Here is a 23,166-nt window from a genome sequence, read left to right as displayed (position 1 = left end):
ATTATTTCAAGATGATTTGTGCGCCATTTTTTTCAACAGCAATTTCGTAAGTAAGACCAATTACCTGCAGCGTACTATCCAGTGAGCCGTTGGTAAAGGTGGAAGTAATAGCAATATTGCGTTTGCTGTTATTGGCAATTACAATGTTTACACCATAGGCTTCATTCAATATATTTACCAGCTTCCAGAGCGGCGTTTTATTGCATACAAATGTTTGTGTGCGATAATAATTATATAGTTCATCATCATCATTCTGTTTCTGTGGCGATACCTGATCGTCAGATACAGTGGCTCTTTCATGCTGTTTCAGCTGCACACTTTTATTATTCTTTGTTACTTCCACCGCGCCTGTTTCTACAATCACTTCTGTTTTACCATTGATACTTTTAATGTTGAAAGAAGTTCCCAATACCCTTACAGTTACATCATTTACTTTGATCACGAAAGGTTTTCCCGGGTCCTGTGCTACATTAAAAAATGCTTCCCCCTGCAGTTTTACATTACGCGTATTTTTAAAGGCAGCAGCATAGGTAATGGTAGATTGTTTGTTCAGCGTAACCGTAGAGCCATCGGGCAATGTTTCGCGTTTAACCTGGTCTTCAGAGCGCACTATCAATTCCGGTGAGCGCTGTTGTGTCATATACCATATGCCGGCAGCTCCCAGCAAAACCACCAGAATAGCGGCAATACGCAGTAAGTTACGATAGGAAAATCCGGTATCCAGTTTTATAATACGTGTAGTATTTTCGTTGGTACCTACCCGTTGTTGAAAACGGGACCAGGCATCATTTTCATTGACGGTAGTAACGGCAGCAAGTTTTTTACTCTCATCCCATATCAATTGGAAGTGTTCAAAATAACGTTGATGCTCCTTATCTTCCGCCATCCACTGCGCTACTGTTGCCTGCTCTTCCGCCGTAGTGATGCCCAGCAGGTATTTCACCAGCAAGTCGTCGTTTATATGATCAGTTTGTTTTTTCACTTGAGCGCTTTTACAGATGGAGCAAAATTAATAATAACAATGGCAGAAAATCAGCCAGGTTCATTCGTAACAACCGCAACGCTTTTCCCATTTGGTTTTCTACTGTTTTTACAGAGATGTCCAGGCGGTCTGCTATTTCCTGGTATTTTAATTCTTCAAACCGGCTCAACTGAAAAACCGTGCGGCATTTTTCTGGCAGCTCCTGTAAAGCCTTGTCCAGCTTTTCCTGCAGCTCGCGTAACATTATTTTACCGGAGGTATTACCGGTACTATGATCGTTGCTCATTTGATATCTGGTATGTGCCTGATGGGTGGCTTTTACTTTTTGATGCCGCAGGTAGTTAATACTTTCATGGTATACAGCGCGATAAAGGTATCCGGATACTGATTGCTTTATTTTAATGTCGCCCGACTTCTCCCATAATTTACAAAAAACATTCTGCACCATTTCTTCCGCCATCACCTCGTCTTTTAATAAAGTGCACGCATATGCATGCAAGCCTTTAAAATGTGTTTTAAAAACCTGTTCAAAAGTTAATGCGTCTTCCATTTCCAGTAATGGTGTATTACCCGGACTATTCAATTCCATGCTTAGGGTTTGATAACTAAAGTCAAATATAATTCCTTCTGCCAATTGAACCGATTTATTAAACGACACTTTATGAAGACAATACCCCTACGAGGTCGAATTTTTTTTATCGTGTCTCCATATCTGCCTCATTCTCAATAATTTTGAAAATCCATCAATTTAACATTATATTATATTAGTGTTAAAGAATATTTCACAACCTGATCCTTAATATTGTTGAAAATTATCTCGATGAAATTTATCTGTACACTTTGTCTGATGCTCATATGCAGCACTGTTATTTTTGCGCAATCGAAAACAGGCTACATTAATTTCCAGCAAATGATCAGCATGATGCCTGAAAGTAAACAAGCAAATGATACATTAGGATTATTACAGGAAAAGATGAATAAAGATGGGCAGGAACTGGTGGCTGAGTATACGAAGAAGGTAACACTGTTTGATAGTACAGCAGCGACTATGAGCCCCACCATGAAACAGGTAAAGGTAGAAGAGATTCAGTCGGCACAGGCCAACATACAAAAGTTTAAAGAACGAGCAGAACAAATCATATCTGCAAAAGAGCAGGAGCTGCTTGCGCCAATATTAGATAAAGCAAAGAAGATTTTAAAGGTGGTAGCTAACGAAAAAGGCTATACGCTTGTGATTGATAACTCCAGAGATGCGGTATTAGTTTCCGCAGAAGCCGATGACTTGATGGCAGCGGTAAAAGTGAAGATGGGAATCAAGTAGTAGGATTATTCGGTTTATTAGTTATTTAATTATTTTACGACTGGTATTATGTTTAAGCTCTCTTCCGCCATTCTTTAACAGCACATAACAACCGTTGACAAAATAATTAAATAACTAAATAACCCAATAAAAAAATTATATATGCAGACCGTGCGCGAGCAATGTTTTCCACTGCGGATTGCTGCGTACAAATTCAGCTACCTTTTTGCTGGATGGCACCATGCGGATATTCTGTGCAGAAATTTCCTCCATCACTTTACCCAGCATCATTGGTAATATGCCTTGTTTTTCCAATACCGGAGGCACTTCTGCGCCCGTCAGGAAAATACGGCTTCCATTTCTTTCGTAAATAACCTTGGCCATTTGTCCAGCGATGTGCGCTTCGAACTGTCTGGCTTCCTTGTTGTCAATAATTTTAAAATCCTTCATGATCATAATTATTTTTTACACTGATGTTCTTGCGGTAGCGTACTAAGGGAAATATCTTATGCAAAGGGGAAGTTGTAATAAGATAGCATGATTGGTATTAAAATACCCTAAAAAAGCTCATTCCGTCCGCAAATATACTAATAATATAGCAGAAAACCGTGAAACATCAGTATCTTAAAATAATTAATATTTAAAGTGGTTGACAGGTAGGCCTTTAACGGGTAATTTTACGTGAAACACGCTACCACTAAGGGGAAATTGATCCAATTGAGCATCAATCATATGCTCCTGTGCAGTAGTGATCAGCATTTCCTGCATATCTGCCCCGCCAAAAATACAGGAAGATACATGCGGGGCAGGCACTTCCACCTTCGCCAGCAGCTCCCCGGTTAACGGATTCCAGCAATATACGCCCTGTCCGCCCCAGTGAGCCACCCATAACATGCCATCCCGGTCAATGGTCATACCATCAGGCAGCCCTAACTCCTTCGGAATATGCACAGCTACACGTGTAAAGGCAATAGCTCCTGTATGTACATCGTAGCTGAACTCCTGCACACTATGCGTGAGGGTATCATTAAAGTACATTTTATCACCATGCCACACTAACCCATTGGGAATAGTAACTACCGGCAGCTTTACTACCGGTGGCAGCGTATGTTCTACACAATACAAACTACCGGAACCTGCTGCTACCGGCATTTGCATGGTACCTATCCATAACCGCCCGGCAGGGTCACATTTGCCGTCATTACAACGCATATTGTTCCGGCCATCCAGCAAAGCCATGGTTTCACCCAGGCCACGCTCCGGTGAAAAGGAGGCCACGCGGCCTTTCAGCCCCAATAACAATTCATTGCTGCCGGCTACCGGCACTATGGTACTCACGTGCTCGCCTATATGAAATTGCTGCTGCCGCCCAGCTTTATCCATTATATAAATAGTGTAATCCAGTATATCCACCCAACACCAGCTTTCCCTTTCCGGCCACCAGAAAGCACTCTCGCCTAATTCACAGGATAAATGTGCAAATAATTCCGCCTGGTATATCTTCATCATCTATAATTATTGTAGTAAGGCATTTCTTCCTCCATCCAGCAAATAGGTAGTGCCGCTGGCAAAAGCACTGTATTCACTTGCCAGAAAAGCACACCAGGCGCCTATTTCATCAGGCGTGCCCAAACGTTTCACCGGGTGACTGTCTACCGTACGGGTGCGTTCCACTGCGGCATCCGGGAAGCTGTTAAACCAACCCTGGTTCCCCGGCGTATCAATAAAACCGGGCGCTATCCCTACACAACGAATCGCAGGCCCCCACTCTATTGCGATACTTCTCACCATCCCTGTAAGTGCCGCTTTGGTTACATTATAAGGAAAACAACCGGGAATTGTCTGGTATGCATGATTAGAGGTAACAATAACAATTACGCCGCTACCACTCACTTCCAGCCAGGAGCGGCAACGCTGGCACAAACGCCAGTGGGCGGCCAGATTCAAATCTGTATTCTGTTGCCATTGCGCCTCCGTGGTGGCTGTTACACCGGTAAATATGTTGGCGCCTGCATTAGACACTACTATATCTATCCTGCCAAAAGCATCTACTGTAGCTGCTACCAACGCATCCAGCTGTTCGGGTACCCTTACATCCGTGGCTACGTATAAGGATACACTTTTATCCTCAAATGCGGCCTCCAGCCCGCAACCCGCTACCACAGCACCTGCTGCATGCAACATCCGCGCAATGCCCGCACCTATGCCGGATGTAACACCGGTAATCAATGCTACCTTTCCTGACAGATCAATGGATAAACTCATAGCTATAGATTTCAGTTATACATAAAATCCGGGCCGCGGTTGCAAAACACCTGGATGTTTTTCCATCTCAGATTCCACCAAATCCACGCCCAAACCCGCTCTGTCGGATAAACGAAGATGTCCGTTATGGATCATATCCTTTATGGGATGATCAATAACGGTATCTCTCCACGGCACATCTGTAAACATAAACTCCTGCCGGAAGAAGTTGGGCACTGCCGCACATACATGTGCACTGGCCAACGTTGACAAAGGACCATTGGGGTTATGCGGCGCCAGCAGTACGTTATATGTTTCCATCATAGTGGCCATGCGCTTCATTTCAGAGGGGCCACCACAACGCGTTATATCCGGCATCAGGATATCACATACCTGCTTTTCCAATACCGGCCTGATACCATAACGTGTATAATGTCTTTCTCCCACGCAAATAACTACATTGCCAGGAAGCCTGTCACGCATGGCTTTCAGCGTATCCACACTTTCCGGTCCTACCGGCTCTTCATACCAGGTGATATCCAACTCGGACAATCGCTGCGCCATTTTCACGGCTATACGAAAATTCAACATCGCATGCGTTTCTATCATAATGTCGAAAGAAGCGCCCACGGCCTCGCGCACAGCTTTGCTTACTTCAAATGCAAGGTCCTGTTGCTCTACGGTTAATGTTAAACTGGCCGACAAATCTTCTCCATATAAATAATTCACATGCGCAAAAGGATCAAACTTTAACCCGGTAAAGCCGGCCTCCTTTACCTTCAATGCTTGTGCAGCATAGGATTCCGGCGTATGCCCGCCACCGGTAAACCAATAGTTGGCATACAATAAAATATCTTTCCGGTAGGCGCCACCCAGTAATTCATAACAGGGCACACCCAGCTTCTTTGCCTTGAGGTCCAGCAGCGCCATGTCTATACCACTGATGGCACAAAGACTTGCACCATATGGTCCCATCCAGTTAAGGTCACGATATAGTTTTGTCCAGATAAAATCCGTACGCATAGGGTCCAAACCGATGATCCGCTCCCCTACATGCTTTGCAGCATTGTACACAATAGGACTACCGGGCCAGTTAGTGGCTTCTCCCACGCCGGTAATACCTTCGTCTGTATATATTTTCAGTAGTGTCCAGTTGTATTTTACGCCTTCTACCAGCCACACTTTAACGTCTGTAATTTTCATATGCGCAATTTAAAATAAGCTGAATGTTATGCTGCCCTGCAGCGTTTTACCTTTGATATTTATTTTTCCGTTGGAATGCGGTGAGCCATAGAAGGGCTCTGAGCCATTGTTACTGTAATCTGCAATCAGCATTTGAAGATGTTGATCCTGCAACCAGCATCTTACTGCCTGCCCTTTTCCGTCAGACGTAACCCTGATACCTTGCTGCTGATCATCCTGCAAGGCAGCCCATCGTATATGCCTGCGCGTTGCCCTGAAATCATTACTGCCAAGTTCATTGGCATCGTCTTTCCATGGGCCTTTCGGCTGTTCTCCCCACACTTCCACCCCATCAATGCTACGTGCATGCAGCTGCGCGCTGCCTTCATTACGTGAAATATCATCCGCCGGATAAGTAGTGAATGCACCGTTACGCTGCCAGGAAAGTTGACCGAAGGTAGCGGGCAATTCCATCAGCAATCCATACTGCCTTGGTATTGTATCTTCTCCTTTATAATGTATCTCATAATTTATTTTCACTTCTCCCACATCAGAAAAATGATATTTGATTTTACCACTCGCGTTTGTATAAGTTACATTCATTTCTGCAACTATTTCATGCGATTGCTGCTTTACTGTCAAATCTTTTGTGAATAAGGTATACAGCGGATAATTTTTTAGTGGCCAGATATTATTCTGGTATGTTTCACCCGCTACATTCGGTTTGCCGCCATCTTCTTCATTGGCAGGAACGACAGAAAAAACCGGCCCCTGTGATAAGATCTCTTTACCATCTTTGCTGGCAGATAAAATTACACCTGTTAATTTGGATATTTTATATTCATTAACTCCCTGATGTACCTGGTATGTGGCTTCATTTTCAGTTACCGATAACGGATAATTAATTGATAATTCCCGCGTTACCCAATCCAATCGTGACACCTTTTCTTCATTCACTACATTACCGGCAACATCTGTAAAAGTAATCAGTACCGGCCCTGCAGCAGCATTCACGGGTACACGCAATATGCCCTGCCGGTGCGGTGCTATGGCCGGATGATAAACTTTCTCCACACCATCCACTACGCTCTTCACCGTTGTTTGCTGCAAATTGGTAAAGTCAAAACGGTTTTCAATACGCAGCAATAACACATTCCCTTTGTGTTCAGGGTTTTGCAGATTTGTAATCACTACCGGCGCATAGGCTTTTTTCATTCCATAATACTCCGGCTTCGGTCTTCTCCAGCCATCAATGGGGCCCCATGGGCCATAGCCCACAATGCGGCCATCCGGCATGTGAAAAATATCATCTATACCGCTCCATATAGCACCACCCAAACATTTTGAATGATGAAATATACTATCATACATCTGTACCAGCGGCGCGCCGTAAGCACTCCGGATACCCGGATCGGTAGCCAGTTCTCTCCGATTATAGTCAGAGATATGTGCATATTCACCAAAGAGTACAGGGCGTTTCATGGTATCTGTTGCAGCAGCGCCGTTCAGGCCAGGATAATGATACACGGCTATATCAGCTTTACTACCACCATTATTAAACCCACCCCAGCACTGATCATGAAAGGTAGTCACACGGGAGCTGTCCATACTTTTCACTACTGCCAGCACCTTTGCAAACAGCGGGCTCCAGTAAGATTCATTGGCCAGCGACCAGATAATGATAGCCGGATGATTGTAACCAGCCTGCATCTTGTCTACATTAGCCTGTATAAAAAAGGGCAAATACTTTTCATCGAGATAATTCCAGCTGCGCCAGATCGGTGAGGCGCCATGTTGTATCCAGGTGATGGCTGATTCACTTTCAACAAATAATCCCAACTCATCAGCTGCCTCCAAAAACTCCTCTGAAGGCGGATAGTGGCTGGTACGGATGTAATTGCAGTTAGCTGCTTTAAACAATGCTGCATCCTGCCGGCATAACGCCGGTGTAAGGCTGCGGCCCAACAAAGGATGCGTTTCATGCCGATTCACACCGCGCAATTTTACAGGCATGCCATTCACCAACAGCACGCCATCCTTAATTTCCACCTGCCGGAATCCTGTTAACTGCACCAATTTTTCTGTAGTGATCCCATCCTGTTGCAGCGCTACTTCCAGTGTGTACAAATATGGTATTTCTGGTGTCCATGGCTGTACCTTACCGGCTTCCAGCACTACCGGCATACCAACAGCTACTTTTTTTTGCAGCACTGTTTTCCCCTGCGCATCCCGTAAAGTGAATTGTAATTGCGTATGCCCGTTTGCGTTAGTAACAGCTATATCAGTCATTAAGTCCCCATTACGGTAACGGCTATCTGAAAAACGCGGCGTAATGTATAACCTGTTGATATGCGCTACAGGCACGGCAAACAACGTTACCTTACGTAAAATACCACCAACTGTATGCACCGCATATTGTGATACACAGCCCAGCCGGTCACTGATGGTAAGGGCTTTCACCAATACCTGCACTTTGTTTTCACCAGGCTGTAACTGCGGTGTGATGTCTGCTTCAAAAGGCACAAAGCCTCCTTCATGAGCAACCACTTTTTGTCCGTTTATCCATACTTCTCCCCAGGAACTTACCCCATCAAAACGCAGTTTCACCAATTGTCCTTTCCAATCTGCCGGCACAGTAAAACTACGTGTATACATGGCCGTATCTCCCTCCTTTAAAAAGTGTCCCTGCATTTCCCATTCTCCAGGAACCGCTATGGTGCTCACTTTCCCATTCATACCATTGGAGAACTGCCATTGCCCGTTCAACAGCATAAGTGGCTGTTGTATATCTATCACTGCTGCTGGCCGGGGTGTTAAGGAAGGTAACTGCGCCTGCAACAACAGTCCGTTAAATAATAAAAAAACTATTAAGAATATCTTTTTAAGCATCATAGATGTATTAGAGTATGCCATATGTTTCGAATGCTTCCTTTGCACTCATACCTTTTAGTATTTGTTTCTGTACTATTTTCTCGCCACGGGCCTTCTCCAATGCCTGTTGGAACACTTCCAGCTCAGCATGTTGTGGCACAACGCATACGCCGTCTATATCACCTATTATAATATCACCAGGACGTATTAAAACACCTTCCATTTCAATCGTCACGCGATAGTCCACTACTTTACCACGGGGCGCCTGGTCCTGTGCATAAGGTCCGTATGAAAATACGGGCATTCCCACCTGCAATATACCACGTGTATCGCGGGAATAACCATTTACCACAGCGCCGGCTGCCCCCAGCTGCAGCGCACGCGTGCTCATCAGCTCCCCCCATAGCGCATAACGGGGTGAGGCGCCACTGCATACATATACTTCATGCAGCTTTAATCCATCCAGGGCATCCAGCATCAAACCGAAAGGCTGCTGCAGCAAAGGATTGTGGCCATCCACTGCTTCTCCGTGCACATCTGCTTCCAGCACTGTCATAGCCCTGCCGGCAATGAACATACCCTCCTTTAAAGGACGGATACGTGGCGGCAGAAACTGCTGCTGCAGGCCTATCTTATCCATAATATCGCCCACCACAGCGGTGTACAGCTCTCTCTTTATTATAATAAATAATTCGGTATCATTCTTCCAGTGGATCATCTGCAAAATATTTATCTCACAAAGCTATTCTCTCCGCACACCAATTTCTCCAACCTCATTAACTGATTTAGCAACTATTTTAACCCTAAATACTTAAATAATATGCAAAACCAGTAATTTAGTTGCTATGAAAGCGCAGTTTATAGACGTTGGCGCTCCGGCAGCCAATACCATTCATATCAAAAAAGTACAGACCGATTACCTGCAATCGTCTTATCATTTTCATGATTTATGTGAACTGGTATTGATACAGGAAAGTTATGGTAAACGCATTGTGGGAGATCATATCGGAGATTTCAGTGCAGGCGACCTGGTGCTCATGGGCCCGCAATTACCGCATATATGGCTGAATGACCCGGTATTTGCCAGCGGGGAGGCGCCACAGAAAGTGAAATCAGTGGTAGTTTATTTTCCGGCTACCCTTTTAACACGGCTGACAGATGATGATGAAATTACAGCTACAACAAAATGGTTAATGGATAATGCCAGCCGGGGCATCCGTTTTACCGGCAAAGCGCAAAAAGCCGCAGCAATGCTACTGTCGGGCATTACCGGGCAGAAAGGATTAAAAAAACTGCTCACCTTTTTACAGGTTATAGACCAGCTTGCTACAACTGATGAGTTTGAATACCTGAGCAGTATTCAATTCAAAAATCCATGGAATGGTAAGGAAGCAGAAAAAATAAACGCCGTATTCCAGTACCTGCTGCAACATTACACACAGGAAATAAAACTGGCAGAAGTGGCTACCATAGCTAATATGACGCCACCTGCCTTTTGCCGGTACTTTAAAAAACACACCAACAAATCACTCACCCGTTTCATTAATGAACTCCGCATTGGACATGCCTGTAAACTACTGATGGATGAAACGCGCAGCATCAGCGATGTATGCTATGAGAGCGGTTATCAGAACCTCACTAACTTCAATAAGTTTTTCCGAATGATACGGCATAAGAGCCCGGGACAATACAGGAAAGCACTGCAATCGCAATAAAGCAGTTGCTATATGCTTAATTTGTTATAATTTTCATTTTTAACTCCTTTATGAACATACACTTATTTGAAAAATTGCGCACAGAAGGACTGGTCAGCGATACCGCTGTGCAGGCAGTAAAAACCGAAGAGTCCAACCGGCTGTTTTCCCTTCACTGGGAAATAAAAACCCTCTTATACCTGGGCGTATTGCTGCTTAGTGGAGGATTAGGCATTCTCATCTACAAAAATATAGATACCATAGGACACCAGGTGATACTGCTTTTCATAGGACTGCTTTGCGCCGGTTGTTTCAGCTACTGCATCCGAAAGAAGGCACCTTTCTCCTGGCAAAAAGTAATTTCGCCCAATGCTTTTTTCGATTATGCATTACTGTTAGGTTGCCTCACGTTTGTAACGTTTATTGGTTACCTGCAGTTCGAATACACCGCCTTTGGCAAAGCTTATGGCCTCGCTACCTTTATACCTTTTGCAGTACTCGCTGTCAGCGCCTATTACTTTGATCACCTGGGTGTACTATCCATGGCTATCACCAACCTGGCTGCCTGGATGGGAATAGCAGTAACACCGTTCCAGGTGCTGTCTGCCAATGATTTCAGCAGCGACCCGATTATCTATACCGGTGTTTTACTGGGCGGAATATTATTGTTGCTGGCAATAATTTCTACCCGACGGAACCTGAAAAAACATTTCACTTTTACCTATCAGAACTTTGGTACCAATATTATTTTTATTGCCTGCATCAGCGCCCTTTGTGTATTTGGTAATAATCCCATGTTATGGCTGCTGATCATCATAATGGCGGCGGTGAGTGTTTACACCTTTAAACAGGCATTCCGCGAAGGTTCTTTTTATTTTGTACTCATTACAGTGTTATATGCCTATGTGGGGATTAGTATTATCGTATTCCGTTTATTGGTACTGACAAATGATATTGGTGCAGTATACCTGGGACTACTGTATGTGATCGGCTCTGCCATTGGTGTGATATTGTTATTAATTAACCTCAACAAAAAAATTAAACATGCTCGCATATAACCGTCAAACGCTGGATAACCTGGAAATAAAAGAGGAAGCGGAAAAGGCGCTGCGGAAAGACTGTATTGATGCAGCTACTTTTAAAGCAATTGAAGCCGCTCACCCGGTAAATTTTTATACACCCAATCCCATTATAAAAATCGGTTTATTCATATTAACCGTCATCATTGCTTCTTTTTCAATGGGTTTCTTAACCTTGATAAGCCTTGAAGCAATACGTAATGAATCGGGCTATGCAGGGCTATGTGTTTTCTTTGGCCTGGTATGTTATGGTGCATTGGAGTTATTTATCCGGGAAAAGAAATTTTATAAGGCGGGTGTAGATGATGCGCTGTTATGGTCTGCCATAGGACTGTTCCTCTGCGCCCTCGCCATCAAAGGAAATACTTCCCTCTCCACCTGGAGCATATGCGTCCTTGTACTCACCTTACTGGCTACCTTACGCTTTGCCGATATGGCATTGAGTGGTGTAGCCTACCTGGCTTTCCTGGCCTTTGTTTTCAGTATACTAGTGAAGCTGGGACCTGTTGCTAAAACTATCACTCCTTTTGTTATTATGTTACTGTCGCTGGCAACGTGGTTTGTTGTAAGAAGATTAGCCACACAGCAACCATTACGACATTATAAGCACTGTTTAACAGTGGTAGAAGTGCTATCGTTACTCACACTATACCTGGCCGGCAATTATTTTGTGGTAAGAGAAGTAAGTAATGCCATGTTTGACCTGCAGCTAAAAGATGGACAAAGTATTCCGGGTGCCATGCTCTTCTGGATCTTTACTACGGTGATACCATTTGTATATCTGTATCTGGGCATCCGCAGAAAGGATGCGGTGTTATTACGTACCGGTATGCTTCTGTTAGCTGCCATTGTATTCACCATCCGTTATTACCATAGCGTAATGCCGCTGGAAACAGCCATGGTGACGGGTGGTATAATACTTACCGGCGGTGCCTGGGCGCTCATAAGTTACCTGCAAACGCCGCGCCATGGCTTTACTTACCTGGAAACAGATGAACCTTCGCTGGCAGATAAACTGAATGTAGAATCGCTGGTGATAGCCCAAACGTTTAAACCTGGCCCGCAAACACCTTCAAATGATATGAACTTTGGTGGTGGAACCGGCGGTGGTGGTGGAGCTAGCGGAGAGTATTAAAACAATAGTCTTTCTCCCGATTAGGCTGATTAGGCTGATTATGCTGATTACCCCGATTTTATTTTTTATTTTGAAAGATTATAAAAGATTAGCGAAGACCAAAGCGGATAATACTTGCTTTGATCTTCGCTAATCTTTTATAATCAAAATAAAATCGGGGTAATCAGCATAATCAGCCTAATCGGGAGAAAGACAAAGACATAAAAAAAGCCTGATTGAATCATCTTCAATCAGGCTTTAGAGCGAAAGACCGGGCTCGAACCGGCCACCCCGACCTTGGCAAGGTCGTGCTCTACCAAATGAGCTACTTTCGCAGATGTATTAAGAACTTTATAAAAAAATGGAGCGAAAGACCGGGCTCGAACCGGCCACCCCGACCTTGGCAAGGTCGTGCTCTACCAAATGAGCTACTTTCGCAGGTATTAAGAACTTCGTTATTTTAAGAGCTTTTTCCAACAAATTGAGCACCGTTTCTGTTTCTCTGCCGTATGGCGTTTTTTGTTGGGATTGCAAAGATAGGAAACAGACTGAAAACACAAAATTTTTTTTCAAACTTTCCTGCATATTTTTAATGCCAACACATATGATAACGCACTGAAACACAGTACTACAAAGCATTTCGACAGTAAAAATAAGTAATACTTTTTATTTACAATGTGCCTGATGTCACTGAAAAACATACTTGTACCGGCTTCTTTTTCGACTTTCTTTGCTTGCCCCACCACACTAAAAAACCCGTTACGGGCAAGGAAGCGCATATCAAACTGATGATAAAGGCAATTACTTTTCCAGGCAATCCTCCTATCGCGCCAACATGTATATCATAGTTCATATCTATCAAACGTTCGCCCCGGTTCTTGTGCCTGTCGTTCCGCCTCCCCAGCAGCTTTCCGCTGTATTGATCAAACTGTAATTCATCTGCCCCATAATATGTTTCTTCTCCGTTTAACCCACCAATTGTATGCACCCCTGCAGGGTACGTTGCCGGATATACGAAAATACGACGTGCATCTTTGAGTATCGGCAAAGCCGCACTGAAAGCAATATCCAGCGGATTTCCGGTTACAACAACAGCTGTATCTGCAGACGCATGTCGTTTCACATCCGGCGGTGTAATACTCACGGAAGCTACCACATATACGGTTTTCTGAAACCACGTAAAAGCCCACACCATGCCGGTTAAAGCAATTACCAGCGCTATCAGCATACTATAAAATCCAAGTACATTATGCAGGTCATAATTCACCCGTTTAAAGCTGGCTTTCCATTTTACTTTAAAGCTTTGTTCCCGGGTATTTTTGTTCCATCTTTTAGGCCACCATAATACCAGTCCGGTGATAAGCAGGATTACAAAAATAAAGGTGCTCCAGCCCACAATTGGCTGTCCGTAAGGGGTGTTGAGCAATAGGCTCCAGTGCAGGTTTTTAACGATATTGAAGAAATTGTATTTATAGTCCAGCCTGCCGGTAACAGCACCAGTGTAAGGATTCACCAGTACGGATTCATAATACTCAATACCACCAAAATAAGTAAGCGCGGTATCATTGGCTTTATAGGTCATAAATTCCCAGGCACGATCAGCCGCTTTGTAAGTTGTGATATTGAGTACGGGCTTATCCTGCCCAAGTGCATCTGCTGCTTTTTGTTTCAACACACTTAACGGCAACACCGGCTGCTGTTGCGGTGTGATAAATAAGGCATGACGATATATACGGTTGTTAATTTCTTTCTGAAAAACAAACAGACAGCCCGTTATACTTACAATTAATACAATGAGTCCTGAGCCCAGTCCCAGCCAGAGATGCAGCTTATCCACCACTATCCTGGCCAGGGATTTTCGCTGCTTCTTGTTTATCTTATCCGTTCGTTTGATCATATACGTTGCAGTTCCAATGATAAAACATTGAGTCCTGCAAAAGTCTATGCAAAAGGCCATAGTGTTTACTCGTATCCGGAATTTTATTTACGCAAAAAGGAAAGCCCTGAAATGAAAAAACCTCCTCCGGAAATACCGGAGGAGGCCTGGATAATTATGTTGAAGCCGCAGCTTATTTATATTTTGGATTGTACAGGCTACTTTCCTGCACTTTTACTTCTGGTTTACCTTCATACTTATGTTTGTAAAGATTGTAGCAGCCACCTAACATAAAGGCTAACATACAAAACAATTGTACGTAAAACAGCCAGCGGGAGCGGGAAACCTTATCTAAGGTAATATCATTCTTATTTTCTACTGTATTCTGTTCCATATTCAGTTTATTTCCATTGCAAACTTACATCAAGTCAGATAATAATCAAAGCAAATATTTAAAAAAGCGGAGAAGCCAATAGCTATTTATGCAGCTCGGAGAACTTCTTATGTCCTAAAAAATAATAACGCCAGATCATAATACCATGAAACACACCGCTCATCTTCAATAATTTCCGCTCTGGCAGATTATCTTTCTTAACATATTTACGCCGCCAGCGATAATAATCCCTGTAGGCCCGGTAAATAGCCGCCATATCCCTGGGTTTGCCTGCTACCAGGCTCTTTACGCCGGCGAGTATATCCAGGAAAAAGCGCTGTACCAGCACAATCCAGCGGTCTTCGCTATGCAGGTTCTTCCACAGCATCATCAGGTTATTCCGGAAGTTGAGATACAGTTTACGCGGGTTCCCCTGCGGTAAGCTCCCTCCACCTACGTGGAATACCCTTGATTCCGGGCAATAACAGATCCGATACCCTGCCCTTTGCAAACGCCAGCACAAATCCACTTCCTCCATATGAGCAAAGAAATCGTAGTCAAAGCCCCCTACCTCATGAAAACAGGCCGAACGAATGAACAGGGCGGCTCCGGTAGCCCAGAAGATATCCTGTACGTCGTCGTACTGCCCAAGGTCCTTTTCTGTAGTGTACAGGATACGGCCACGGCAAAAGGTATAGCCCAGGATGTCCATCCAGCCGCCGGCAGCACCGGCATACTCAAATTCATCTGGTTGATGGTAGGCCCGCATCTTAGGCTGACAGGCAGCAATACGCGAATCCTGCCCCATCAGGGCTATAACCGGCTCAATCCAGCCTGGTTCCACTTCTACGTCCTGGTTCAGCAACACATAAATATCTGCCTGTACCTGCTGTAAGGCTTCATTATAACCGCCGGCAAAGCCGTCGTTCGACGGATTGCGGATAATCCTGATCTGCGGATAATGGGCCTGTACAAACGCCACACTGTCATCCGAAGAGGCATTATCCGCCAATACAAGCTGCAAGTTGCCGTACGTGGAGCGGCAAACAGACGGCAGGAATTTCTCCAGGAAAGATTTTCCGTTCCAATTTAAAATAACAACTGCAACTGATGGCAATACGGGCAACTGATATTACGTTTATGCGTGAATAATTAATTTTTGAGATGCAAATATGCGACAAAGGATTTTAATATTTGCGAATCATATTACAGAACCAGGAAAGCCGAATAAGGCTTAAATTAGAAGTATGTTTAAACAGTTTATCGGGTGGAAGTTTGTATTGGCCTCCATAGCAGTGCTCATCATTGTGACCACTATATGGTTTGTGAGTAATTTATCAAGAAATATTCAGGAAGAAGAAAGAAAAAAAGTAGCTACCTGGGTAGAAGCCAACCGCGAACTGCTGCGGTCCGATTCTGATGTTAACATCAACCTGGCGGTAGATATTGTCACCAACAACACCACCATCCCCCTCATCCTGACCGATGAAGCAGGCAAAATCCTGGACAGCCGTAACCTGGATTCCATGCGCATTACGCAAAATCCCAATTACCTGCCCGAACAACTGAAGGCTTTTAAAAAGCAGCACCCGCCCTTTATCATGGAAGTGGATGCCCGGCATAAGCTCTATAACTACATTTATTACGGCGATTCCCTCATCCTTATGCAGGTGCGCTACTACCCTTATGTGCAGCTGCTGGTGGTTACCTTGTTCATCGGCATTGTACTCTTTGCCCTCTCCAGCACCAACCGTGCTACCCAAAACCAGGTATGGGTGGGACTAGCCAAGGAAACTGCCCATCAACTGGGTACACCGCTATCCTCTATGGAGGCCTGGCTGGAAATATTGAAGGAAAATGATGCCAATCGCCTGCTGGTAGCAGAGCTGTCCAAAGACGTGGACCGCCTCAAACTGATCACCGACCGCTTCTCTAAAATAGGCAGTGTGCCCAAGCTGGAAGAAAAAGACATTGTGGAACAGATCGAAAATATGACCAACTATATCCGTAAAAGAGCACCACAAAAAGTGCAATTAACGGTCCATAGTAAGGAAACAGAACTGCCCGCCATGTTCTCCCCACCCCTTTTTGACTGGGTTGTGGAAAACTTATTAAAGAATGCTTTAGACGCCATGGAAGGAAAAGGAAAGATCGATCTTACCATCGAAAATCACCCTACTTTCATCACTATTGATATCGCAGATACCGGCAAAGGCATCTCTAAAATGAACTTCGAAAAAGTGTTCAAACCCGGATTCAGCACCAAAAAGCGGGGATGGGGCCTGGGATTATCCCTCGCAAAACGGATCATCGAAGAATACCATAGAGGCAGGCTCTATGTAAAATCATCAGACATAAACAAAGGCACCACTTTCCGCATATTATTGCGGAAATAATAGCCTTGTCAGCACAAAACGAATAAAAAAATTTGCTTATTTTGAAAAAGCTATTATTTTTGCACCCCAATCTACCAGATGCGAAGGTGGCGAAATTGGTAGACGCGCTACTTTGAGGTGGTAGTGTCTGAAAGGACTTGGGAGTTCGAATCTCCTCCTTCGCACACAATAAAGAGAACCCGCTGATACAGCGGGTTTTCTTTTTCCGGCAACTGATCTGTGTGCTGGTATTACTACAACATTAACAGGTACTGGCAAACATTCTTCCAGTAATATAGTAAAGATAGTTTCGCTGTCTTTACCTTCACGTAATAAGCGTAATGCCTTACCAATAAGTTCCTTGTATAAGGCGCGTACCTTATCCTTTTTCTGTAGTTGCTGGTATACTGCAGATGCAATCTTTGACGCTGTGCCAAATAACCCGGCATTTTCCATGGTTTTATGGAAAGCAGGGTCTCTTTTTACCCGCTTACCCGTAAGAGAACTCTTTGCTCGTAAATAATGCTTACCTGCCATTTTATAAATGCAGCAACCGGAAAAAGTACCGGTGAAAGGAAAATTATCACGAAGCCTTGCCATGGGCTATGATTTCAGAGTTATTGATAATAATCTGTTCTCTTAATAAATTTATACTTTTTATTAAAATTCACCAACAAATAGCTGTTCCGGGGCTTTCCTTGTGTCGTCATTGTGCTATCGTAGGGAGTTAAAGCGTACAATATAACTACAAGGCTATTGAATAGCGGCGGCAGGTTGTTTTTAAATATCCCCCAATCTGATCCACAAAAACCTGTTAAAGCAACTTCCCCGAAATATTCAATGACTGCATTTATGCGCTTCTCAAATCATCTTTATAACTATCCCTCTTTTGCTGTTCTGCTATGGCAAATGCAAATGCGCTACTTGTATTAGGCGGTATTTCACAGAGGCGGTAAGTATGTATCTCCTTCCCTTCAGCATTTCGATATAGCAATGAATATGGACCGTTCTCACAATACTGATCGTCAACAAGGATATTCTCTATAAGCGCCTCCGCAGATTCATGCTCAGTAAAAGAGCAGGTAAACAGGAGCTGGTTTCCGGCTCCGATGAAATCAACTTTTATCATTATCCGGGTATATGTTAGTACAGTATATTTTATCAATATAGTTTTTTTAAATTACAGCAGGCAAACGAATTTTCCTGACCACATATCAGCTCCCGGCAAGCGTTTGGCGCACAAAAGAAAAAATATCGGCTTAATAAGTGCCTATCCTTAACAATTAACTAACCTCTGCTTAATATCTTTCTAACAATAATTGTCGAATTTACAGGTATACCCCCGCAGGCATTAACTAGCCTTACTGGAAACCCTTTTTGCTATTGTTTGTTTTATCAATGTTGATTGATCGGGAAGGATGGGATACTCCTTCCTTTTTTTATTCCGGCCAACCAAACTATCTAAACCACTATCTTTACGTAATTTTTTACTGAGAAACTATGGGAACATCAATCACCTGTCCCAATTGCAAACACCAGTTTGTAATGGAAGATGCATTTGCAGCAGATATAGAAAAGGAAATGCGGGGTAAAATGGAATCTGAATGGCGTAAGCGCTTAGATGCACTGCAAACTGAAAAGAACACCCTCCTTTCCGAAAAAAATAAGATGGCACAGGAACGCCAGCAGATAGAAACGCTGATACAACAGCAGGAAGAAGAAGTCAGCAAACGTGTTCAGGCAGAAAAAAAACAGCTGCAGGAAACGATGGCAGAAGATCTGCGCAAATCAATTACGGCTGATTTCGATAATCAGCTGTCTATGCTGAAAGAAACTAACCAGGGCCAGGAAGAAAAGCTGAAAGAAGCCCGCAAACAGGAACTGGACTTTCTCCGCAAAGAACAGGAACTGAAAAATAAAGAGCAGGAACTGGAAATAAACCTGCAGAAAAAACTCCTGGAAGCCCGCTCCGAGCTGTCAGAAAAGATCCGCAAAGAGGAAACAGACCGCAACATCCTCAAAGATACTGAATACCAACTCCGCTTACGTGAACTGGAAAAGCAACTGGAAGATCAGCGCAGACTGGCAGAAGAGATGAAACGCAGGGCTGAACAGGGTTCTACCCAACTACAGGGAGAAGCACAGGAACTGGTGCTGGAAGAAATGCTGCGCATAGCCTTTCCTTTTGACGAGGTAACTCCCGTGGGTAAAGGTGTTCGGGGCGCCGACTGTGTACAGCTGATCCGTAACCAATACGGACAGGAATGCGGTCGCATCATTTACGAAAGCAAACGCACCAAAGAATTTATTAAAGACTGGGTAGAAAAACTCAAAGCCGATATGCGCAGCCAGGGCGTGGATGTAGCCATCCTCGTTACCCAAACCATGCCTAAAGACATGGAACGGTTCGGCGAAAAAGAAGGCATCTGGATCTGTACTTTCGCAGAAGTAAAAGCATTAGCCTATGTACTCCGCGATGGTATCGTTAAAATTTCCGGCAAGCTGCGCTCCCAGGAAAACAAAGGAGATAAAATGCACATGCTCTATGAATACCTCACCGGTGGCGAGTTTGCAGAGCAATGGAAAGCTATCCGCGAAGGATTTATGTCCATGAAATTATCTATTCAAAGAGAACGCGACGCCATGGAAAAATTGTGGAAAGCACGCGAAAAACAGCTGGAAAAAGTATTACTCAACGCTGCACATATCAAAGGCTCCGTCGAAGGAATTGCAGGTAATGATTCCGTAGACCTGCAACTACTGGAAGATGCAGCCGATGAAATTTTCGAGTAGTTAACATAAAAAAACAATCCATTTCATTATTAAATCACCTATGAAAAGCCAGGAACACAAAGTTTACAGTACCATCATTTTTGATCTGGGAGCAGTATTGATAGATTGGAATCCCCGTTATTTATATCGTAAAATTTTTTCTTCAGAAGAAGAAACAGAAGATTTTTTGCAGCACATCTGCACAGCCGACTGGAATGAAGAACAGGATGCCGGCAGGAGCTTGCAGGATGGCACAGAACTATTGATAGACAGCCATCCGAAGCATGAAAATAATATCCGTGCATTTTATGGCAGATGGAAAGAAATGCTGGGTGGAGAAATTGCCGGCACAGTAGCGCTGCTGCATGCATTAAAGAACAGCGGACAGTATAAATTATATGTACTCACTAACTGGTCTAATGAAACATTTCCTTTGGCACTGGTAGAATTTCCTTTCCTGCAATTATTTGATGGCATTGTTGTTTCAGGTCGTGAGAAGCAACGCAAACCTGCCGCTTCTTTTTATCAGTTGTTGCTGGATCGTTATGACATAGCTGCTGCAGACGCCTTATTTATCGATGATAATTTGCGGAATGTAACCGCTGCACAGAAATTTGGTATTGATAGCATTCTCTTCAATAACCCGGATCAACTAAAAGATGAATTAGTGAATAGAATTATATTAGTTTAATCAACTTTATTAGTCACTGTTATTGTTAACCCAACTTTCACTTTAAGAATATCTTAACACTCCCCCGATAAACTTTTTGTAACATCCCCCTTTCTAATCCGTTGAACGTGAAAGGAAAGCAAAAAGATGTCATGACAAATCGCCGGCCTTTGTTCATGACCGTTAACCTTTTCTAAGGAATCCAATTTTTAAATTAATACGCCAGGATATGAAAAAAACATTGTTTTTATTCAGTGCCGCTGCCGCGTTGGTAGCGATGGTTTCTTTTAGCAGTTGCAGGAAAGATCCGTTAAAAGATATGACAAATGAAGAGTCACGGATCTATATTACCAATCATGACAACAGCGCTAATTTCACCTCCTATTCAACATTCAGTATAGTAGACTCGGTAGTGGTATTGACCAACAGAAGCGACTCCGCAAAGAAAGCGCTCACTGATTACGACAAAAAACTGATTGCATCTGTTACAGCATCGATGCAACAAAGAGGATATACACTGGTAAACAAAGCAGCTAAACCTGATCTGGGAGTGAATCTTACCCGTATCGACAATTCCTTCACGAATATCTCCTGGAATCCGGGATGGTGGGGTGGTATTGGTTACTGGGACCCAGGTTATTGGGGATATCCCGGTGGTGGCTGGTATTGGCCTTCTTACTACACAGTATACCAGGTAAATGAAAAGCAGGTAGCTGTTGATCTGTTTGACCTGAAAAATCCTAAAAACAACAAGCTCACCGCAGTTTGGAATGCCCTCTGGCGTGGTTCAGGTGTATGGAACATCGATAATATTGATACGATGGTGCAGGCATCTTTTGCCCAATCACCTTACCTGAGTAAAACCAAATAATGTTGATCTTGAAATTTTTAAATTGATAGGAAGATGAAAAAGATAAGAAACTGGATATTGATTTTTGCAGGATGTATGGCCGCTCAAACGGTATCTGCACAGGTTCGTCCACCTTTGTCTGTGGATATAAATTATTCAATAGCGCAACCGCTTGGTTCATTAAAAGATTATAGTGATAAAACCAGCTTCCGTGGTTGGAGTGCAGGTTTGCAATATATGTTGAACAATCAATTGTCTGTAGGTATCCGTACTGGTTTCCAGGACTTCTACCAAAAACTACCGCGCGCTGTATACCCTGATAAAATGGGTGATGTATCTGCTGTACAAACACGTACGCTGCAGGTTATTCCTATTCAGGCAACCGTAGGTTATGCGTTTACAAAACCGGATAAAGCAATTATCCCATATGCCAGTGTAGGCATTGGTGCAGCTAATATGAATTACGAAAAATACTGGGGAGAATTTGTAGAGAAGAACAATAGCTGGCAGTTTATGGTGAGCCCGGAAATAGGTATCAATGTGCCTTTCGGAAAAGCGTCACCAGTAATGTTTAATGCAAACGTACGTTACAATTATGCACCGTACAGCTATAGTGACATCACTGGTTTTAATTCAGTACAAGGAAATATTGGTTTAAAATTCCATTTAAACTAAGCTCTTTTTGTCCATATTCTAAAAAGCAAGCGTGAGAGTGTCTCCCGTCCGGCTAACCACCGGGCGGGATTTTTTTTTAGAATTCCATGTATTGTTTAAACCCTTTGCTGAAAGCTTCTTTGATGGTACCATCTTTGGCTTTATAGATGTAAATGGCCTCCAGCCCATATTCCGGATGCTGATGTATATAAGCGATCCCCTTTTCCACACCCATTAATATCAGCGGATTATCAAAAGCATCTGCGGTAAAACAATCTTTTGCAATCACAGTTACGCTGATAATATTATTATGCAAAGCTATTCCTGTTAAAGGATGTATGGTATGTGCAAAACGTGTACGCCCCTGATCAAAAAAGCGGCGATAATTACCACTGGTAGCGATGCCTTTGTTGGGCAGCCGCACCAGGCCCTGTACGGGCTCATAGGTAGTATCACCGGGCGATGGTCTTTCGATACCTACGCTCCATACTTTATGCAGATGATTATGCCCTTTGGCACATAACTCCCCTCCTACATCTACGAGGTAATTTTCTATTCCCAGTTGCGCCAGGAAATTACCCAGCACATCCACCGTATAGCCTTGTGCAATTCCGTTACAATCTATTTGCACTCCTTTTTTTGTTGTAGAGAGATGATCACCTTTTACCCGCAGATAACGGGAACCAATATACGCCATTGTTTTTTTGATGCTATCTGCAGGCGGAATGCCTTTAAAAGTAGGCTTGCTCACACCAAAGCCCCACAGGTATACCAGCGGTTTTACAGTGATATCAAATAGTCCGCCGGTAGCTTTATTCGTAAAGAGTGCCTTTTCTACCACGGCCTGCATGTGCATATCCATTTGCACTTCGCCGGTTTCATTAAACTGGTTGATGAGTGAACCGGGTTTATACAACGACAGTGATTGATCAATCACGCCAAATATAGAGTCAATACGATTTTGCAGAGAAGTAGTATCCGCAGATAAATATTTAACGATGAAGTAGGTACCCTGTGCTTTGCCTTCACAGGCCATCAGCTTCAAGGCAGGTGCCTGCTGCGCTCCGGCTGACGTAGCGATAAAAAGGCCCGCCAGCCATAAAAATCTTTTCATTCAGCTATTAGCTTTT

The 23,166-nt window shown here is 43.6% G+C and carries 22 protein-coding genes and 3 tRNA genes; 10 read left to right on the top strand and 15 right to left on the bottom strand.

Going from position 1 to position 23,166, the window contains the following annotated elements; genetic code table 11:
- Window position 1 precedes the first annotated feature (1 nt).
- Complete coding sequence (locus CLV51_RS11695) at window positions 2-982, bottom strand: FecR family protein (protein WP_106528210.1); 981 nt, start codon at window positions 980-982, stop codon at window positions 2-4.
- A 10-nt stretch (window positions 983-992) separates the two neighbouring features.
- On the bottom strand, window positions 993-1,571 hold the full coding sequence (locus CLV51_RS11690) for an RNA polymerase sigma-70 factor (protein ID WP_211301985.1): 579 nt from the start codon (window positions 1,569-1,571) through the stop codon (window positions 993-995).
- A 231-nt stretch (window positions 1,572-1,802) separates the two neighbouring features.
- Between CLV51_RS11690 and CLV51_RS11685 the strand changes: the two genes are divergently transcribed.
- The gene (locus tag CLV51_RS11685) at window positions 1,803-2,303 is read left to right on the top strand and encodes an OmpH/Skp family outer membrane protein (protein ID WP_106528209.1); all 501 of its coding nucleotides are present in this window, start codon (window positions 1,803-1,805) and stop codon (window positions 2,301-2,303) included.
- A gap of 135 nt (window positions 2,304-2,438) precedes the next feature.
- Here CLV51_RS11685 and CLV51_RS11680 read toward each other — a convergent pair whose 3' ends face one another.
- The 6 genes from CLV51_RS11680 to CLV51_RS11655 form a co-directional block, all read right to left on the bottom strand.
- A complete protein-coding gene (locus CLV51_RS11680; RefSeq protein WP_158266979.1) occupies window positions 2,439-2,732 on the bottom strand; it encodes a GNAT family N-acetyltransferase in 294 nt (97 codons plus the stop codon).
- Between the two features lie 183 nt (window positions 2,733-2,915).
- Window positions 2,916-3,791, bottom strand: a complete 876-nt coding sequence (locus CLV51_RS11675; protein WP_106528207.1) for an SMP-30/gluconolactonase/LRE family protein — start codon at window positions 3,789-3,791, stop codon at window positions 2,916-2,918.
- Between the two features lie 6 nt (window positions 3,792-3,797).
- Window positions 3,798-4,547 (bottom strand): SDR family NAD(P)-dependent oxidoreductase, encoded by a 750-nt coding sequence (locus tag CLV51_RS11670; RefSeq protein WP_106528206.1) that lies wholly within the window; start codon window positions 4,545-4,547, stop codon window positions 3,798-3,800.
- Between the two features lie 15 nt (window positions 4,548-4,562).
- Window positions 4,563-5,729: a mandelate racemase/muconate lactonizing enzyme family protein gene (locus tag CLV51_RS11665; RefSeq protein ID WP_106528205.1), complete on the bottom strand. Its 1,167-nt coding sequence runs from the start codon at window positions 5,727-5,729 to the stop codon at window positions 4,563-4,565.
- Between the two features lie 9 nt (window positions 5,730-5,738).
- Window positions 5,739-8,621: a glycoside hydrolase family 2 TIM barrel-domain containing protein gene (locus CLV51_RS11660; protein ID WP_211301984.1), complete on the bottom strand. Its 2,883-nt coding sequence runs from the start codon at window positions 8,619-8,621 to the stop codon at window positions 5,739-5,741.
- Window positions 8,608-9,297, bottom strand: a complete 690-nt coding sequence (locus CLV51_RS11655) for an RraA family protein (protein WP_106528204.1) — start codon at window positions 9,295-9,297, stop codon at window positions 8,608-8,610. The genes CLV51_RS11660 and CLV51_RS11655 overlap by 14 nt, the downstream gene beginning before the upstream one ends.
- A 127-nt stretch (window positions 9,298-9,424) precedes the next feature.
- On the opposite strand from CLV51_RS11655, the gene CLV51_RS11650 reads away from it, so the two are divergent.
- Genes CLV51_RS11650 through CLV51_RS11640 form a run of 3 tightly spaced genes read left to right on the top strand, consistent with a single transcriptional unit; the run spans window position 9,425 to window position 12,487 of the window.
- On the top strand, window positions 9,425-10,294 hold the full coding sequence (locus tag CLV51_RS11650; RefSeq protein WP_106528203.1) for an AraC family transcriptional regulator: 870 nt from the start codon (window positions 9,425-9,427) through the stop codon (window positions 10,292-10,294).
- Window positions 10,295-10,344: 50 nt separating this feature from the next.
- On the top strand, window positions 10,345-11,331 hold the full coding sequence (locus CLV51_RS11645; protein ID WP_106528202.1) for a DUF2157 domain-containing protein: 987 nt from the start codon (window positions 10,345-10,347) through the stop codon (window positions 11,329-11,331).
- On the top strand, window positions 11,318-12,487 hold the full coding sequence (locus tag CLV51_RS11640) for a hypothetical protein (RefSeq protein WP_106528201.1): 1,170 nt from the start codon (window positions 11,318-11,320) through the stop codon (window positions 12,485-12,487). The genes CLV51_RS11645 and CLV51_RS11640 overlap by 14 nt, the downstream gene beginning before the upstream one ends.
- Window positions 12,488-12,728: 241 nt before the next feature.
- On the opposite strand, the gene CLV51_RS11635 is transcribed toward CLV51_RS11640, so the two are convergent.
- The 5 genes from CLV51_RS11635 to CLV51_RS11615 all read right to left on the bottom strand — a co-directional run bounded on the left by CLV51_RS11635 (window position 12,729) and on the right by CLV51_RS11615 (window position 15,841).
- Window positions 12,729-12,801: transfer RNA gene (locus tag CLV51_RS11635), tRNA-Gly, on the bottom strand.
- A 27-nt stretch (window positions 12,802-12,828) separates the two neighbouring features.
- Window positions 12,829-12,904 (bottom strand) — tRNA-Gly (locus CLV51_RS11630).
- A 232-nt stretch (window positions 12,905-13,136) separates the two neighbouring features.
- Window positions 13,137-14,363, bottom strand: a complete 1,227-nt coding sequence (locus CLV51_RS11625) for a PepSY-associated TM helix domain-containing protein (RefSeq protein ID WP_106528200.1) — start codon at window positions 14,361-14,363, stop codon at window positions 13,137-13,139.
- Window positions 14,364-14,535: 172 nt separating this feature from the next.
- On the bottom strand, window positions 14,536-14,736 hold the full coding sequence (locus tag CLV51_RS11620; protein ID WP_106528199.1) for a hypothetical protein: 201 nt from the start codon (window positions 14,734-14,736) through the stop codon (window positions 14,536-14,538).
- A gap of 82 nt (window positions 14,737-14,818) precedes the next feature.
- Window positions 14,819-15,841, bottom strand: a complete 1,023-nt coding sequence (locus tag CLV51_RS11615) for a glycosyltransferase family 2 protein (protein ID WP_106528198.1) — start codon at window positions 15,839-15,841, stop codon at window positions 14,819-14,821.
- Between the two features lie 121 nt (window positions 15,842-15,962).
- On the opposite strand from CLV51_RS11615, the gene CLV51_RS11610 reads away from it, so the two are divergent.
- Window positions 15,963-17,111: a sensor histidine kinase gene (locus CLV51_RS11610; RefSeq protein WP_106528197.1), complete on the top strand. Its 1,149-nt coding sequence runs from the start codon at window positions 15,963-15,965 to the stop codon at window positions 17,109-17,111.
- 80 nt (window positions 17,112-17,191) lie between these two features.
- Window positions 17,192-17,275: transfer RNA gene (locus CLV51_RS11605), tRNA-Leu, on the top strand.
- Window positions 17,276-17,940: 665 nt separating this feature from the next.
- Here CLV51_RS11605 and CLV51_RS11600 read toward each other — a convergent pair.
- A complete protein-coding gene (locus CLV51_RS11600) occupies window positions 17,941-18,219 on the bottom strand; it encodes a hypothetical protein (protein ID WP_106528196.1) in 279 nt (92 codons plus the stop codon).
- A 371-nt stretch (window positions 18,220-18,590) separates the two neighbouring features.
- Here CLV51_RS11600 and CLV51_RS11595 point away from each other — a divergent pair, with 371 nt between their 5' ends.
- From CLV51_RS11595 to CLV51_RS11580, 4 genes are all read left to right on the top strand, one after another.
- Complete coding sequence (locus tag CLV51_RS11595; RefSeq protein ID WP_106528195.1) at window positions 18,591-19,883, top strand: DUF2130 domain-containing protein; 1,293 nt, start codon at window positions 18,591-18,593, stop codon at window positions 19,881-19,883.
- 40 nt (window positions 19,884-19,923) lie between these two features.
- Entirely contained in the window at window positions 19,924-20,553 is a 630-nt protein-coding gene (locus CLV51_RS11590) for an HAD family hydrolase (protein WP_106528194.1), read from the top strand.
- Between the two features lie 208 nt (window positions 20,554-20,761).
- On the top strand, window positions 20,762-21,403 hold the full coding sequence (locus CLV51_RS11585) for a DUF4136 domain-containing protein (protein WP_106528193.1): 642 nt from the start codon (window positions 20,762-20,764) through the stop codon (window positions 21,401-21,403).
- 33 nt (window positions 21,404-21,436) lie between these two features.
- Window positions 21,437-22,057, top strand: coding sequence for an outer membrane beta-barrel protein (locus CLV51_RS11580; protein WP_106528192.1), 621 nt, complete (start codon window positions 21,437-21,439; stop codon window positions 22,055-22,057).
- Window positions 22,058-22,133: 76 nt separating this feature from the next.
- Here CLV51_RS11580 and CLV51_RS11575 read toward each other — a convergent pair whose 3' ends face one another.
- The gene (locus CLV51_RS11575; RefSeq protein ID WP_106528191.1) at window positions 22,134-23,150 is read right to left on the bottom strand and encodes an FAD:protein FMN transferase; all 1,017 of its coding nucleotides are present in this window, start codon (window positions 23,148-23,150) and stop codon (window positions 22,134-22,136) included.
- Window positions 23,151-23,166 lie beyond the last annotated feature (16 nt).

It is taken from the genome of Chitinophaga niastensis, from assembly GCF_003014755.1.
Lineage (GTDB): Bacteria > Bacteroidota > Bacteroidia > Chitinophagales > Chitinophagaceae > Chitinophaga > Chitinophaga niastensis.
This window is presented reverse-complemented; position numbering and strand designations above follow the sequence as displayed.